The sequence below is a fragment of the Azospirillaceae bacterium genome (assembly GCA_028283825.1).
Taxonomy (GTDB): Bacteria; Pseudomonadota; Alphaproteobacteria; order Azospirillales; family Azospirillaceae; genus Nitrospirillum.
In genome coordinates this window covers 1,837,137-1,851,820 of sequence record JAPWJW010000003.1, presented here as the reverse complement: position 1 = coordinate 1,851,820, position 14,684 = coordinate 1,837,137, and the positions used below count along the sequence as shown (strand labels likewise).

At 68.0% G+C, this 14,684-nt stretch carries 16 protein-coding genes; 11 read left to right on the top strand and 5 right to left on the bottom strand.

Translation table 11 applies throughout. The annotated features are described in order from the left end of the window. Window positions 1–10: 10 nt before the first annotated feature. Window positions 11–733 carry an ABC transporter ATP-binding protein gene (locus tag PW843_20370; protein ID MDE1148928.1) on the bottom strand — a complete coding sequence of 241 codons (723 nt, stop codon included), beginning with the start codon at window positions 731–733 and terminating at the stop codon, window positions 11–13. Window positions 734–862: 129 nt separating this feature from the next. Between PW843_20370 and PW843_20365 the strand changes: the two genes are divergently transcribed. The 5 genes from PW843_20365 (at window position 863) to PW843_20345 (ending at window position 4,657) form a co-directional block, all read left to right on the top strand. Next, window positions 863–1,483 (top strand): arylesterase, encoded by a 621-nt coding sequence (locus PW843_20365; protein MDE1148927.1) that lies wholly within the window; start codon window positions 863–865, stop codon window positions 1,481–1,483. A gap of 69 nt (window positions 1,484–1,552) precedes the next feature. Then, window positions 1,553–2,590 carry an NADP(H)-dependent aldo-keto reductase gene (locus PW843_20360; protein MDE1148926.1) on the top strand — a complete coding sequence of 346 codons (1,038 nt, stop codon included), beginning with the start codon at window positions 1,553–1,555 and terminating at the stop codon, window positions 2,588–2,590. A 24-nt stretch (window positions 2,591–2,614) separates the two neighbouring features. Beyond that, window positions 2,615–3,184, top strand: coding sequence for an RNA 2',3'-cyclic phosphodiesterase (gene thpR, locus PW843_20355; protein MDE1148925.1), 570 nt, complete (start codon window positions 2,615–2,617; stop codon window positions 3,182–3,184). Between the two features lie 99 nt (window positions 3,185–3,283). Then, window positions 3,284–4,003 carry an orotidine-5'-phosphate decarboxylase gene (gene pyrF / locus PW843_20350; protein MDE1148924.1) on the top strand — a complete coding sequence of 240 codons (720 nt, stop codon included), beginning with the start codon at window positions 3,284–3,286 and terminating at the stop codon, window positions 4,001–4,003. A gap of 12 nt (window positions 4,004–4,015) precedes the next feature. Continuing rightward, window positions 4,016–4,657, top strand: coding sequence for a phosphoribosylanthranilate isomerase (locus tag PW843_20345; protein MDE1148923.1), 642 nt, complete (start codon window positions 4,016–4,018; stop codon window positions 4,655–4,657). 154 nt (window positions 4,658–4,811) lie between these two features. On the opposite strand, the gene katG is transcribed toward PW843_20345, so the two are convergent. The 4 genes from katG to PW843_20325 form a co-directional block, all read right to left on the bottom strand. Further along, on the bottom strand, window positions 4,812–7,028 hold the full coding sequence (gene katG, locus PW843_20340; protein MDE1148922.1) for a catalase/peroxidase HPI: 2,217 nt from the start codon (window positions 7,026–7,028) through the stop codon (window positions 4,812–4,814). Window positions 7,029–7,261: 233 nt separating this feature from the next. Continuing rightward, window positions 7,262–8,149, bottom strand: coding sequence for a hydrogen peroxide-inducible genes activator (locus PW843_20335; protein MDE1148921.1), 888 nt, complete (start codon window positions 8,147–8,149; stop codon window positions 7,262–7,264). A 161-nt stretch (window positions 8,150–8,310) separates the two neighbouring features. After that, on the bottom strand, window positions 8,311–8,538 hold the full coding sequence (locus PW843_20330; protein MDE1148920.1) for a hypothetical protein: 228 nt from the start codon (window positions 8,536–8,538) through the stop codon (window positions 8,311–8,313). A gap of 222 nt (window positions 8,539–8,760) precedes the next feature. Continuing rightward, window positions 8,761–9,828, bottom strand: a complete 1,068-nt coding sequence (locus tag PW843_20325) for a patatin-like phospholipase family protein (GenBank protein ID MDE1148919.1) — start codon at window positions 9,826–9,828, stop codon at window positions 8,761–8,763. 411 nt (window positions 9,829–10,239) lie between these two features. Between PW843_20325 and PW843_20320 the strand changes: the two genes are divergently transcribed. The 6 genes from PW843_20320 to PW843_20295 all read left to right on the top strand — a co-directional run bounded on the left by PW843_20320 (window position 10,240) and on the right by PW843_20295 (window position 14,625). Beyond that, window positions 10,240–10,701: an HPr kinase/phosphatase C-terminal domain-containing protein gene (locus tag PW843_20320; GenBank protein MDE1148918.1), complete on the top strand. Its 462-nt coding sequence runs from the start codon at window positions 10,240–10,242 to the stop codon at window positions 10,699–10,701. Then, the gene (gene rapZ / locus PW843_20315; protein MDE1148917.1) at window positions 10,698–11,603 is read left to right on the top strand and encodes an RNase adapter RapZ; all 906 of its coding nucleotides are present in this window, start codon (window positions 10,698–10,700) and stop codon (window positions 11,601–11,603) included. The genes PW843_20320 and rapZ overlap by 4 nt, the downstream gene beginning before the upstream one ends. Further along, window positions 11,600–12,004, top strand: a complete 405-nt coding sequence (locus PW843_20310; GenBank protein MDE1148916.1) for a PTS sugar transporter subunit IIA — start codon at window positions 11,600–11,602, stop codon at window positions 12,002–12,004. Before rapZ ends, PW843_20310 begins: the two co-directional genes overlap by 4 nt. A 4-nt stretch (window positions 12,005–12,008) precedes the next feature. Continuing rightward, on the top strand, window positions 12,009–12,311 hold the full coding sequence (locus tag PW843_20305; protein MDE1148915.1) for an HPr family phosphocarrier protein: 303 nt from the start codon (window positions 12,009–12,011) through the stop codon (window positions 12,309–12,311). Window positions 12,312–12,318: 7 nt separating this feature from the next. Further along, window positions 12,319–14,112, top strand: a complete 1,794-nt coding sequence (ptsP, locus tag PW843_20300) for a phosphoenolpyruvate--protein phosphotransferase (protein ID MDE1148914.1) — start codon at window positions 12,319–12,321, stop codon at window positions 14,110–14,112. A gap of 228 nt (window positions 14,113–14,340) precedes the next feature. Next, the gene (locus tag PW843_20295) at window positions 14,341–14,625 is read left to right on the top strand and encodes a hypothetical protein (protein MDE1148913.1); all 285 of its coding nucleotides are present in this window, start codon (window positions 14,341–14,343) and stop codon (window positions 14,623–14,625) included. The last annotated feature ends 59 nt before the right edge of the window (window positions 14,626–14,684 follow it).

Sequence of the window (14,684 nt, the reverse complement as noted above, 5' to 3'; positions counted from 1 at the left end):
GCCCGCGGCCTCAATCGGCGCTGTTCAACGCGTCGGGCACGCCACGCGCCACCGTGTCCTCCACCACCCGGCCGTCGGCCAGGCGGATGGTGCGGTCGCAGCGGGCGGCCAGGCTGGGGTCGTGGGTCACCAGGATCAGGGTGGTGCCGTGGCGGCGCGACTGGTCGAACATCAGGCGGATGATCTGCTCACCCGTTTCCTGGTCCAGATTGCCGGTGGGCTCATCCGCCAGCACCAGGCGCGGCCGGGGGGCGAAGGCGCGGGCCAGGGCCACGCGCTGCTGTTCGCCGCCCGACAACTGGCCGGGATAATGGTCCAGGCGATGGGCCAGGCCCACGGCGGCCAGGCCGTCGCGGGCACGGTCGAAGGCATCCTCCTCCCCCGCCAGTTCCAGGGGCAGGGCCACATTCTCCAGCGCCGTCATCGCCCCCATGAGGTGGAAGGATTGGAAGACGATCCCCACATGATCCCGGCGGAAGCGGGCCAACGCATCCTCCGACAGGGTGTTCAGCGTGCGGCCCGCCACCGTGACCGTGCCGCCGGTGGGCCGTTCCAGCCCGCCGATCACCATCATCAGCGATGACTTGCCCGACCCGCTGGGGCCCACGATGCTGATCCGCTCACCGGCGCCGATGGAAAGGTCGATGCCTTTCAGGATGTTGACGCGCCCGGCCGTGCTTCCCAATGTCAGGGTCAGGCCGTCCAGCGTCAGCGCGGGTTCCGAATTGGGCATGGGGGCGAAACTTTCCGGCGGCTACAGGTCTTCACGCGATATGGCCCGGCCCCCCGGGTTTTCAACAGGCGGCAGGTGAGCGGCATGCGACTTTATCTATCCCGCGTTTTCAAGCCTTTGGCGGCGGTGATGTTCCTGGTGTTCGCGGTCGGGTCCGGTGCGGCACAGGCGCGCACCTTGACGGTGGCGGTGCTGGGCGACAGCCTGTCGGCCGGCTACAACCTGCCGCCGGGCCAGGGCCTGACCCGCCAGCTTGAGGCGGCGCTGCGCCAGGACGGGCTGGACGCGAAGGTGGCGGACACGGCCGTTTCCGGCCAGACCTCGGCCGGCGGCCTGGCCGGGCTGGACTGGTTCCTGGGCGACAAGCCGGATCTGGTGGTGGTGGAACTGGGCGCCAACGACATGCTGCGCGGCATCGACCCCAAATCCACCCGCGCCAATTTGGACAAGATTCTGGCCACGCTGAAGGACCGGCACATCCCCGCCATCCTGGCCGGTATGAGGGCCCAGCCCAATTTGGGTGCGGACTACGTCGCCGCCTTCGACCGGATCTATCCCGACCTGGCGGCACAGTACGCCGTACCCTTCTATCCCTTCATCCTGGACGGGGTGGCGCTGGACCCGAAGCTGACCATTGCTGACCGCATGCACCCCAACGCCGATGGCGTCGCCGTCATGGTGAAGGGGCTGAAACCCCTGGTGGCCAAGGCCTTGGCCGGCCTCAATGCAGGGGCGACCGCGGCCAAATAAGCCCCTGTTCCCCGTCCGTCCGTCCCGCTATGACGGACCATCCCGCAAGTTATGCAAGTGAGCCTTCCCATGGAATACCGCCGTCTCGGCCGTACCGACGTCACCGTCAGCGCCATCTGCCTGGGCACCATGACCTGGGGCCGCCAGAATACCGAGGCCGAGGGCCACGCCCAGATGGACCACGCCTTTGACCGGGGCGTGACCTTCTTCGACACCGCCGAAATGTACGCCATCCCGCCGACGGCAGAGACCTATGGCCGCACGGAAGAGATCATCGGCACCTGGTTCAAGGCCAGCGGCCGGCGCGACCGGGTGTTCCTGGCCAGCAAGGTCATCGGCCCCACGCCGGCCCCCTGGGTGCGTGACGGCCGGCATCGGCTGGACCGCGCCAACATCCAGGCCGCGGTGGATGCCAGCCTGAAGCGTTTGCAGACCGACTACCTCGACCTGTACCAGGTGCACTGGCCGCAGCGCCCGCTCGCCCTGTTCGGCCGCCCCGCCCCGACCGACCAGCCCATCGACGGCGGCGTGCCCATCGAGGAAACGTTGGCGGCCCTGGGTGAACTGGTCACGGCCGGCAAGGTCCGCCACATCGGCGTTTCCAATGAGACGGCCTGGGGCGTCATGGCCTATCTGCGGGCGGCGGAACAACAGGGCCTGCCGCGCATCGCCAGCATCCAGAACGTCTACAACCTGCTGTCCCGTGAGTTCGATGGTGATCTGGCGGAGGTGGCGGTGCGCGAGGATGTGGGCCTGCTGGCCTATTCGCCGCTGGGGGCCGGCACCTTGAGCGGCAAGTACCTGGACGGCGCCATGCCGGCGGGCAGCCGCCGGTCCATCGACGGGCGTGGCTCGCGCTACGACCGGCCGGGGGCGGATGCCGCCACGGCGGCCTATCTGGACATTGCCCGCCGCCACGGCCTGGATCCGGCGCAGATGGCCATCGCCTACGTCCACCGCCGGCCGTTCGTCACCTCCACCATCATCGGCGCCACCAGCATGGCCAACCTTGAAAGCAACTTGGCCGCCTTTGATCTGACGCTGGGGGATGAGGTGGTGGCCGCCATCGAGGCCGTGCACCGTCTCAACCCCACGCCCTGTCCCTGAGGGATGGTCGGGAGGGCCGCCGCCATGATCCGCCTGTTCGTGGGCCTGGAAATGCCGGAAGGGGTGCGTGATGCCCTCGCGCGCCTGTCCGGCGGCCTGCCCGGCGCCCGCTGGGTGGCGCCGGAGAACCACCACCTCACCCTGCGTTTCATCGGTGAGGTGGACGAGGGGGTGGCCCAGGATGTGGATGAGGCGCTGGATCTGGTGGTGGCCCCCGCCTTCACCCTGGCGCTGGACGGGCTGGGCCAGTTCGGTGCCGGCGACAAGGCGCGCGCCGTGTGGGCCGGCGTGCGCCCCGAACCGGCCCTGGACCACCTGCGGGCCAAGGTGGAAAGTGCGGTGGTGCGGGCGGGGCTGGCCGCCGAGCCGCGCAAGTTCACCCCCCACGTGACCCTGGCCTGGCTGTCCGGCCGCGAGACGCCGGCGTCCAGGCTGGGCCGCTTCCTGGAGGATTACGGGCTGTTCCAGGCGGGGCCGTTCCCGGTGGATCGCTTCGTCCTTTATGAAAGCGTGCTGGGCCGGCAGGGCAGCACCTACCACGCCCTGCGGCATTACCCCCTGGGTGGATGGCGGCCGGACGCTGATGGGGCCTGATGCGCGGGGCCCCCCGCCCATAAATGCGCATGCGTGGTGGCGATAAATCCCGTATTTCCTCTAAAAACCCCCTTTAAATAGCCGGAGCAGCCTTCCGCCATGATCCCGCCCGCCCGCCGCACCTTCGTCGCCCTGGATATGCCCGAGCCGCCGGCCGCCCGCGCCTTGGCGCAGCGTCTGGCCGGCCATGTCGGCGGCGTGAAGCTGGGGCTGGAGTTCTTCTGCGCCACGGGGCCGGACGGCGTGCGCGCCGTGACCGAGGGGCTGGACCTGCCGCTGTTCCTGGACCTGAAACTGCACGACATCCCCAACACGGTGGCGGGCGCCATCCGGTCCGTCATGCCCCTGGCACCAGCCTTCATCACCCTGCACACCTTGGGCGGGGCCGCAATGATGCGGGCGGCGGCCGATGCCGCCAACGACGCGGCGGCCAAGCTGGGGGTGCCGCGCCCGGCCCTGCTGGGCGTCACCGTGCTGACCAGCATGAGCCTGCTGGACCTGGCGTCGGTGGGCGTGGACCGGCCGGTGGCCGACCAGGTGGCCCTGCTGGCTGACCTGGCCCATGTCTCCGGACTGGACGGCATCGTCTGTTCGCCCAACGAATGCCCGGTGCTGCGTCGGCAGATGGGCCCGAACTTCACCCTGATGGTGCCGGGTATCCGCCCCGTCTGGGCGTCGGCCAACGACCAGAAGCGCATCATGACCCCGTCGGCGGCGGTCGCGGCCGGCGCCACCTATTTGGTCATCGGCCGGCCCATCACCGATGCCGCCGACCCCGTCCAGGCCGCCCAGCGCATCGTCACCGAACTGGCCGCCTGAGGAACACGGACCATGCCCGTCAAGGCGAAGATCTGCGGCATCACCCACCCTGAGGCGCTGGACGCCGCCGTGACCGGTGGCGCGCGCTACATCGGGCTGGTGTTCTTCGCCAAGTCGCCGCGCAACATCAGCCCGCCCATGGCGGCGGAACTGGCGCGCATGGTGCCGACCGGCGTGCGCACCGTGGGCCTGTTCGTCGATCCGGATGATGCCTTCCTGGACCACGTGCTGGGCCAGGTGCCCTTGGACATGGTGCAGTTGCATGGGAATGAGACGCCGGAACGGGTGGCCGCCATCCGCGCCCGCCATGGCCTGCCGGTCATCAAGGCGCTGAAGGTGGAAACGGCGACCGACCTGGACGCTGCTGCGGCTTATGAGCCGGTGGTGGACATGCTGTTGTTCGATGCCAAGCCGCCCAGGGATTCCGTGCTGCCGGGCGGCAACGGTGTCGCCTTCGACTGGACCCTGCTGACCGGCCGGTCCTGGGCCAAGCCCTGGATGCTGTCCGGCGGCCTGACGCCCGACACGGTGGCCGAGGCCGTCCGTATCAGCGGTGCCACGGCGGTGGACGTGTCCTCCGGCGTGGAGGACAGGCCGGGCCACAAGGACCCGGCCCTCATCCGCGCCTTCCTGGATGCCGTGCGTAACGCCTGATCATTTCCGCCCTCAAGCGCCGGGCGGGCGCATCCGCGCCCTTGGCTTGTCCTCGCTTTTCAGTCCGCTGACGCTCCCCAAAAAGCTCCGGCGCCCGCCGTCGCGGGCTACGGCGGCATGGGACTTCCCATGCCGCCGATATACCCCTACCCAACTAAAACCGATCCAACTCCATGGTCTTGGCCCAGGCGGCCACGAAGTCCCGCACGAACTTCTCCTTGGCGTCGTCGCTGGCGTAGACCTCCGCCACCGCCCGCAGTTCCGAGTTGGAGCCGAAGATCAGGTCGACGGGCGAGGCGGTCCATTTCAGGGCGCCGCTGGCCCGGTCGTGCCCTTCATAAAGGCCCTGGCCCTTGGCGGACGGCGTCCAGGTCGTGCCCATGTCCAGCAGGTTGACGAAGAAGGCGTTGTCCAGCGTGCCGGGATGGCTGGTCAGGACGCCCGTGGCCGACTGCCCCTCATTGGCGTTCAGGGCGCGCAAGCCCCCCACCAGCACCGTCATCTCCGGCACCGTCAGAGTCAGGGTGTTGGCCTTGTCCACCAGCATCTCCGCCGGGGACAGGCGGCTGCCCTTGCCGTAGTAGTTGCGGAAGCCGTCGGCCGCCGGTTCCAGATAGGCGAAGGAGGCGGTGTCGGTCTGCGCCTGGGTGGCATCGGTGCGGCCCGGCTTGAACGGCACCTCGACGGTGTAACCCGCCTGTTTGGCCGCCTGCTCCACGCCCACGCCGCCGGCCAGCACGACCAGGTCGGCCAGCGACACCTTTTTGCCGCCCTTCTGGGCGCGGTTGAAATCGGCCTGGATGCCCTCCAGCTTGGCCAGCACCTTCTTCAGTTCCGCCGGGTCGTTGACGGCCCAGTCCTTCTCCGGCGCCAGGCGGATGCGGCCGCCGTTGGCACCACCACGCATGTCGGTACCGCGGAAGCTGGACGCCGCCGCCCAGGCGGTGCGCACCAGTTCGGGTACGCTCAACCCCGATGCCTGGACCTTGCCCTTCAATGACGCCACGTCCTGGGCGTCGATCACGGCGTAGTCGGCCGCCGGCACCGGGTCCTGCCAGGAGAACACCTCCTTCGGCACCTCATTGCCCAGATAGCGGGCGCGCGGGCCCATGTCGCGGTGGGTCAGCTTGAACCAGGCGCGGGCGAAGGCGGCGGCGAATTCATCCGGGTTCTTCTGGAAGCGCAAGGCGATGGCGCGGAACGCCGGATCCATCTTCACCGACAGATCGGTCGTGAACATCATGGGCGGGTGATGCTTGTTCGGGTCGTGCGCGTCGGGCACCAGTTCGCCCGCGTTCTTGTCGCTGGGCTCCCACTGGATGGCGCCGGCGGGGCTCCGGGTCTGGACCCAGTCGAAGCCGAACAGATTGTCCAGGTACTGGGTGGTGAAGGCGATGGGGTTGGCGGACCAGGCGCCCTCCAGCCCGCTGCCCACGGTGTCGGCGCCGTTGCCGGTGCCGCACTTGTTCTCCCAGCCCAGGCCCTGCTTCTCCACGCTGGAACTGGCGGGATCGCCGCCTAAGCACTTGGCCTCATGCGCGCCGTGGGCCTTGCCGAAGGTGTGGCCGCCGGCGATCAGGGCCACCGTCTCCTCATCATCCATGGCCATGCGGCCGAAGGCCTGGCGGATGTCCTTGGCGGCGGCGATGGGGTCGGGGTTGCCGTTCGGCCCTTCCGGGTTCACGTAGATCAGGCCCATCTGTGTGGCGGCCAGGGGGCCCTTCAGCTGGTGCTGGGCGTCGAAGCGCTGCTCATCCCCCAGCCACTTCTTCTCCGGCCCCCAGAACACCAGGTCCGGCTCCCATTCATCGACGCGGCCGCCGGCGAAGCCCAGGGTCTTGAAGCCCATGTTCTCCAAGGCGACGTTGCCGGCCAGGACCATCAGGTCGCCCCAGGAAATCTTGCGCCCATATTTCTGCTTGATGGGCCACAGCAGGCGCCGCGCCTTGTCCAGGTTCACGTTGTCCGGCCAGCTGTTCAGCGGTTCGAACCGCTGCTCGCCGCCGCCGGAACCACCACGCCCGTCACCCACGCGATAGGTACCGGCGCTGTGCCAGGCCATGCGGATGAAGAAGGGGCCGTAATTGCCGTAGTCCGCCGGCCACCACGCCTGGGGTGTGGTCAGGGCCTTATCGATGTCCTTCTTCACCGCCTGAAGGTCCAGGGTCTTGAACTCGGCCGCATAGTCGAACTTGTCGCCATAGGGATTGGATGCCGCCTCGTTCTGGCGCAGCGGGCTGAGGTCCAGCCGGTTGGGCCACCAATCCTGGCTGGACATGGGCTTGTCTTCGGTGGCGCCGGTGGCGGCCAGGGCCAGCGGCGACAGGGTGGCCGACAGCAGCAGGGCGAATGATAGGGCGCGCTTGTGCATCGAAGTTTCTCCCTTTCTGGGAAAATCGCAACTCAGGATGCGTCAGCAGCTATCACGCTGAAAAAAAGGGAACAAACTAATTAAACCTATGATCGTCATAGGGAAAATCTATAGTATTAATATTTGTGCGGCACATCTCAGATAATTGGCTTGCGGTTGTCGCATCAACATTTAGTGTGCCAATTAATTTGTTTGGTGAACAGGCATTATCGCGCTGATATCCGTCATATTTATTAATGTCCGGCTTCACGAATAGCCTGGGCCAGACGTCCATAGGTGTCGGTCAGCGCGGCACCACTGCGCCAGGCCAGCACGATGCGGCGCTTGGCGTCCGGGTCCGGCAGGGCCCGTGTTTCCACATGCAGGCCGTTCAGGATGCCGGCCCGCACCGCCATTTCCGGCAGCAGGGTGACACCCAGGCGGTTGTCCACCAGATGCACCAGGGTTTGCAGGGTGGAGGCCGCCATGGCCTGGCGCTGCAGGTCCGCGCGGCCGCACAGCGACAGGGTGTGGTCGCGCAGGCAATGCCCGTCCGGCAGCAGCAGCAGGCGTTCCGTCCAATCCTCCTCAGTCAGGATCGGTTGCCGGCCCACCGGGTCCTCCTGGTGGAAGGCCAGCATCAGCGGGTCATCGAACAGCGCGTCATAGTTCAGCGTGGCGCAGGGATAGGGCAGGGCCAGGATGGCGCAGTCCAGGTCGCCCCGGCCCAGGGCGGTGCACAGGCCGGCGCTGAACTCCTCCCGCACGTGAAGCTCCAGCATGGGATAGCAGCTGGCGAACTTGGGCAGCAGGCGGGGCAGCAGGAAAGGGCCGATGGTGGGGATGATGCCCAGCCGCAGGACGCCTGTCAGCGGCCCCTCGGCATGGCCGATGTTGCCCAGATCCTGCGCCACCCGCAGCATTTCCCGGGCCTTCTCCACCACCTGCTCACCGACCTTGGTGAAGGCCACCATGCGGCGTGTCCGATCCACCAGGCGCAGACGCAACAACGCCTCCAGTTCCTGGATGCTGGACGACAGGGCGGCCTGGGTGACGTTGCACGCCTCGGCCGCCCGGCTGAAGTTCCGGTGCTCATGCAGGTGCACCAGATAGCGGAGTTGCTTGAGGCTGGGGAGGGTCATCGGGGCGGCGGCGTCTTCGAGGGGACGGTGACGCCGCCATCCTAGACCCAAACCGGTTCAATTGGAATTATTCTAATTACAAAAGTTGCCCAAACGTGTGGCGCCGGAATGACCCGTTGCCGGGGCTTCTCAAGTGGCGCAGCGAATGCCGTCCGGAAACGTCAGAGAAGCACGTCCAGGAACATGCCCCGGCGATAACGCAGGGGCAGGGTCAGGATGCCGTTGACCATCAGGCTGGCCAGCTCACGCGCGCTGGGCCAGCGGTTGCCCGGCTTGGCCTTCTGCACGGCCCGCACGGGGGCGGGTGGCGGCACCACGATGGATTGCCGGTCCGAACCGTCAGGGATCAATCCGCCGAGGCGGGACGTGGTGGGGCGTGTCTCGACCATGGTTCCATCATATAGCCGGCCAGGCCCGCAGGCCAAGGGGCCTTATGGGTGCCTCATGAGGCTAAACGGTCACGGGCGAAGCCCCTAGGCCGCGACCGCGGCCGCCGGAGTTTTGTGGGGAGCCGAAGGCGGACTGCAAAACGAGGATAGCCCCAAGCGGCCGGATGACTGCGCCCGGCGCTTGAGGGCCATCAAAAAACCGCCCGGCGCCTGGGGGACGCCTCACAAATAATCCCGCACAATGTCGATGCTGGTCTCCACGCCGACCTTGTCGAAGTTGGCGGCCAGCCAGCAGTCCGCCGTCTCCCGCCCCTTGGCGAACAGGTATTGCAGGAACTCCGGCTCGGCGTTCAGCTTGCTGGAGGCGTGCATGTCGGACAGTGCCTCGTCGTTCTCGATGACGTGCATGCGCAGGGCCTTGTAATGGTCGGACTTCAGTTCCCCGGATTCGATCATGCGCGAGACGAAGCGGATGGACCGCATCTCACGCATCAGCGAGGCGTTGAAGGTGATCTCGTTCACCCGGTCGGCGATTTCATACGGGGTCTTGGGCACACCCTTGCGCATCAGCGGGTTGATCTGGATGACGATGATGTCGTGGCTTTCGTTCTCATAGGCGATGGGCCACAGCGACGGGTTGCCCATGAAGCCGCCGTCCCAGTAATGCTCGCCATCGATCTCCACCGCCTGGAACATCTGCGGCAGGCAGGCCGACGCCAGCACGGCGTCCACCGTGATGTCGCGGTTGCGGAAGATCTTGACCTTGCCGGTTTCCACATTCGTGGCCGACAGGTACAGGTCGATGCCGGCGGCGTAGCGCACCTGGTCGAAATCGATGAGGTCCTCCAGGATGCCGCGCAGGGGGTTGATGCCCATCGGATTGCTCTGATAGGGCGAGACCAGCATGTTCATGAAATTGATCCAGGCGTAGCCTGGGCTGTCATCCACCCGCCAGCTGCCCCGCAGCCGCGACAGCCAGCTGCGTTGCAGCGGCGATCCGCGCCCCGCCTGTCCCACCCGGGTCCAGAAGTCGCGCAACGCCTTGCGGGCGCCGTCGCGCCCATCCTTGCCATAGCCATCGGCCAGGACCACCGCGTTCATGGCCCCGGCGCTGGTGCCGGAGATGGCCTCCACCTCCAGCCGTCCGTCCTCCAGCAGGCGGTCCAGCACGCCCCAGGTGAAGGCGCCGTGCGATCCGCCGCCTTGAAGGCCGAAGTTCACGCGCTTGTGCGGCTGGCCGGGCCGGCGGCTCTGGGTCGGCGGGTTGATGGGGGACGTGGCGTCGGGCATCGGGATACCTTGTTCGCTGTCTTGGGGGGATATCGTCTCGGGCGGCCCTGCTGGCGCGCTGGCGTCGCTGTTCCATGCGGCGGCGCACCAAAGTGGCGGTCCGTGGCGGTGAAAAGATAGGGGTATGTGGGCCTGGGGCCAAGGGTGGTGCGTCATCCGCTTATCTGTTGCGTTGCCGAAGGAACGGTTGTCCCCGGCTTTGCGCCACCCGCCGCATCTGCTAAAACTGCCGCGGGAGAGTGGATTCCGTATCCGTCATCGGGGGATGAAGGGATGGGAAGCCCGCGGACCTGAAGGCGGTCCGGTTGAAATCAAGGGGGGATGATGGGAATGGGGGCCGGGTCCGGGGGGACCCCGCATGCGCTGCACGGCATTGACAGGGGGGGCCATCGGTCGCACCTTCGCTCGACCATGATCCGCGTCCATGCCACTTGCGTCAGTGTTAGCGGTGCCGGCCTCCTGTTGCGGGGACCGTCGGGGTCGGGCAAGTCCGACCTGGCCTTGCGCCTGATCGATGCGGGTGCCCGGCTGGTGGCGGACGACCAAGTTATGCTGCAATCCGCTGACGGGGTGCTGACGGCCATGGCACCACAACGACTGGCCGGCCTGATTGAGGTGCGCGGCCTGGGCATCCTGCCCGCCCCCGCCGTGGACAGCGCGCCCTTGCGCCTGGTGGTCGATCTGATGGCTGATCCCGCCTCCGTGCCCCGCCTGCCCGAACCCGCCGCCGTCGTTCTGGAAGGGGTCACCCTGCCGCGCGTGGCCTTGTGGTCCTTCGCGCCTTCCGCCCCCGCCGCCTTGCGCCTGGCGCTGTCGGCACTTTTGGCCGGCCGGCCGCTGGTGCCGGCGGATTTCGAACAGGTGGCGGCATGAGCACCGAGTTGCCCCCCGTCGTCGTCGTCACCGGCCTGTCCGGCGGTGGCCTGTCCACGGCGCTGAAGGCGCTGGAGGATCTGGGGTATGAGGCGGTGGACAATCTGCGCCTCACCCTGCTGACCCATCTGGTGGAGCAGGCGCGCGACCGGCCGCTGGCCATCGGTATCGACAGCCGCACCCGCGATTTTTCCGCCGACGCCGTGCTGGCCGAACTGGACCGCCTGCGCCAGGCGGCCGGCCGCTCCGTCAGCCTGCTGTTCATGGAGGCCTCGGACGAGGTGCTGCAGCGGCGCTATACGGAAACGCGGCGGCCCCATCCGCTGGCCATCGACCGGCCGGTGGCGGACGGCATCGCGCGGGAACGCACCCTGCTGTGGTCCTTGCGTGACAATGCCGACGTGGTCATCGACACCACCCAGCTTTCCATCCACGATGTCCGTCGTTTGCTGGGCGGGCACTTCCGGTTGGACACGGCGCCGTCGCTGCATGTCTTCGTGACCAGCTTCTCGTTCCGCCACGGCGTCCCGCGTGAGGCCGATCTGGTGTTCGACGTCCGTTTCCTCGACAACCCCCATTGGAATGCCGACCTGCGTCCCCTGACGGGCAATGACGCGGCGGTGGGCGCCTTCATCGAGAAGGATGGGGATTACGCGGGCTTCTTCGACAATCTGACCCGGCTTCTGGCCCCCCTGCTGCCCCGCTACAGCGGCGAGGGCAAACGTTACCTCACCATCGCGGTGGGGTGCACGGGCGGGCGGCATCGTTCCGTTTTCGTCGCCAACCGGCTGGCGGCGTGGTTGCAAACCCAGGGCTTCCGGGTGGGTGTCACCCACCGGGAATTGGACCGGTCCGGCGTGTCCCCGGAGCCCGCAATCGTCACCAATAGGGAGATACGATGATCGGCATGGTCCTCGTGACCCACGGCCGCCTGGCCGAGGAGTTCATTCTGGCCCTCCAGCACGTCGTGGGGGAATTGCCGCAGGTGCGCGCCGTCTGCATCGGGCCCGAAGACGACATGGAGGAACGGCGGGAGGATATCCTGGCCAAGGTCGCGGAATGCGACAGTGGTGACGGGGTGGTCGTCCTGACCGACATGTTCGGCGGCACGCCGTCTAACCTGGCGATCAGCACCATGGACCGCGCCAAGGTCGAGGTCATCGCCGGCGTCAACCTGCCCCTGCTGATCAAGCTGGCCAGCGTGCGCAAGACCGACACGCTGGAAAGTGCGGTCCAGGCCGCGCGCGACGCTGGCCGCAAGTACATCAACGTCGCGTCGTCGCTGCTGGCGGATGGTGGCTGAGATCATGACCGGGGACGGGACGGGGGATGCGGGCCCCTTCGGGCCTGCGCGCACGGCGCTGATCCAGAACCGCCGGGGGCTGCATGCCCGCGCGGCGGCCAAGTTCGTGAAGCTGGCGGCGGAGTTCGACGCCGAGGTGGAGGTCGAGCGGGGCGACACCCAGGTCAACGGGCAATCGATCATGGGCCTGATGATGCTGGCGGCCGCCATCGGCACCTCCATCACCCTGCGGGCGCGGGGGCCGCAGGGGGAACAGGCGTTGGACGCCCTGGTTGCCCTGGTCGACCGCAAGTTCGATGAAGACTGACCGTTCCATGGCTGAACGTCCGGCGGGCCGGGCGCGCCCGGGCAAGGCGGTGGGGGGCCGCCTGCTGCGTGGCGTCGGCGTGTCGTCCGGCATCGCCATCGGTCCGGCCCACGTGGTCGACGCCGGCGCCTTGCAGGCCCCGGAGTACCTGGTGCCCGAGGACGGGGTGGAGGCCGAGGTCCAGCGCTTCGCCGGTGCCGCCGACAAGGCGCGCCGCCAGGTGCGCAAGCTGAAGGCCAAGGCCGCGGCGCTGCCCGACTCGGCAGCGGAGGAGGTCGGCTTCCTGCTGGATGCCCACTTCGCCATGCTGTCCGGCTCCCGCCTCATCCGCGGGGTGGAACGGCGCGTGCGCCAGGATCGCCTGAACGCCGAGGCGGCGGTGCAGGCGGAAATCACCAGCATCGCCCAGACCTTCGCGGATATGGAGGACGCCTACCTGGCGGCCCGCGTCGCCGACGTGCGCGAGGTGGGGCAGCGCCTGCTGCGCAACCTGATGCAGCACAAGTACCAGGCCTTCTCCTTCCTGCCCGAAGGCTGCATCGTCCTGGCGGAGGAGTTGAGCCCCGCCGACACCGCCCTGATGGATCCGCGCCGCATCGCCGGCTTCGCCACCATGCTGGGCGGGGCGGAAGGCCATACCGCCATCATGGCGCGCTCCCTGGGCCTGCCGGCGGTGCTGGGCACGCTGGGCCTGCTGCAGGGGGTGCACAATGGCGACACCGTGGTGGTGGATGGCATCGCCGGCCAGGTTTGCGTCAACCCCAGTCCCGAGGTGCTGGCCGAATACCGCCGCCGCCGCGCGGAACTGCTGGCGGAACGCGCGCAGCTGAAAAGCCTGCGCAAGCTGCCCAGCGTCACCCGCGACGGCACGGCCGTGACGCTGAACGCCAACCTGGAACTGCCGCGCGAGTTGGATGGTGCCATCGACGTGGGGGCGGCCGGCATCGGCCTGCTGCGCACCGAATTCCTGTTCATGAACCGGGACGACCTGCCCGATGAGGATGAACAGACCGAGGTGATGACCCGCATCGTGGAAAGCATGGACGGCAAGCCCGTCACCGCCCGCACCCTGGACATCGGGGGCGAGAAGATCGCCACCGCCCTGCGCGGCTATTTCAGCGAACCCACCAACCCCGCCCTGGGCCTGCGCGCCATCCGCCTGTCGCTGAAGGAGCCCAAGCTGCTGGAAACCCAGCTGGCGGCCATGCTGCGGGCCGGCGCCCATGGCAACCTGCGCATCCTGCTGCCCATGATCAGTTCGGTGGCGGAGGTGCGGCGGGTGCGCGAGATCATGGCCAACGTGGTGCGCCGCCTGCGTCGCCGGGGGGTGAAGATCGCCAACCCCCTGCCCAAGCTGGGCATCATGATCGAAATCCCGGGGGCCGCCCTGTCGGCCGACGGGCTGGCGCCGTTCTGCGATTTCTTCGCCATTGGCACCAACGACCTGATCCAGTACACCCTGGCCATCGACCGGGGTGACGAGCAGGTGGCGGACCTCTATGACCCGCTGCACCCGGCCGTGCTGCGCCTGGTGCAGTTCACCACCGAGGCGGCGTTGCGCGCCCGCATCCCCGTGTCCATCTGTGGCGAGATGGCGGGTGATCCCCGCTACACCGCCCTGCTGCTGGGCCTGGGCATCCGTGAGCTGTCCATGGCGCCCAACAACCTGCTGCTGGTGAAGCGCCGCCTGCGCGGCCTGGATTTGGTGGAGGCAACGCGCCGCGCCCGCACCATCATGGACCAGACCGACCAGGGCCGCATCGCGGCGCTGCTGGACGATTTCAACGACGCCGCGGCTTGATGCGCCCTCAAACGCCGGGCGCCGGCATCCGCCGGCTTGGCTTCCTCGGTTTCCAGTCCGCCTTTGGCTCCCCAGAAACCTGCGGCGGACGCGGTCGCGTCCTACAGGGGCATGAAGGATGCTTTCATGGCCCTGACAGACGGGTGAAACCCACCGCTTGACGGGATTCGGGGGCTATCGCACCTTGGGGCGGCTGCCAGCACTGCTGGCATTGCCGGGAGAATGCCTATGCCCACCGCCTTGACCGTTCGTGGCCTGGATGAGGAACTGGTGCGCCGCCTGAAGCTGCGCGCCGCCCGCCACGGCCGATCCATGGAGGCCGAGTGCCGCGACATCCTGCGCCAGGCGCTGGCCAACGAGCCGCAGGATTTTCGCGCCCTGGCGTCCTCGCTGCGCCAATCCCTGGCCGACCGGCCCCATCGTCCCGCCGGCGACGTCCTGGCCGGCGTCCGCACCGAAACCTGGGCGGCCCTGCCGGAGAGCGTGCTGCCGGAAACGGGGGACGGGGAATGAGCCTGCAATTCGTCATCGACGCCTCCGTCGCCCTGCAATGGGTGGTGCCGGAAGCGACC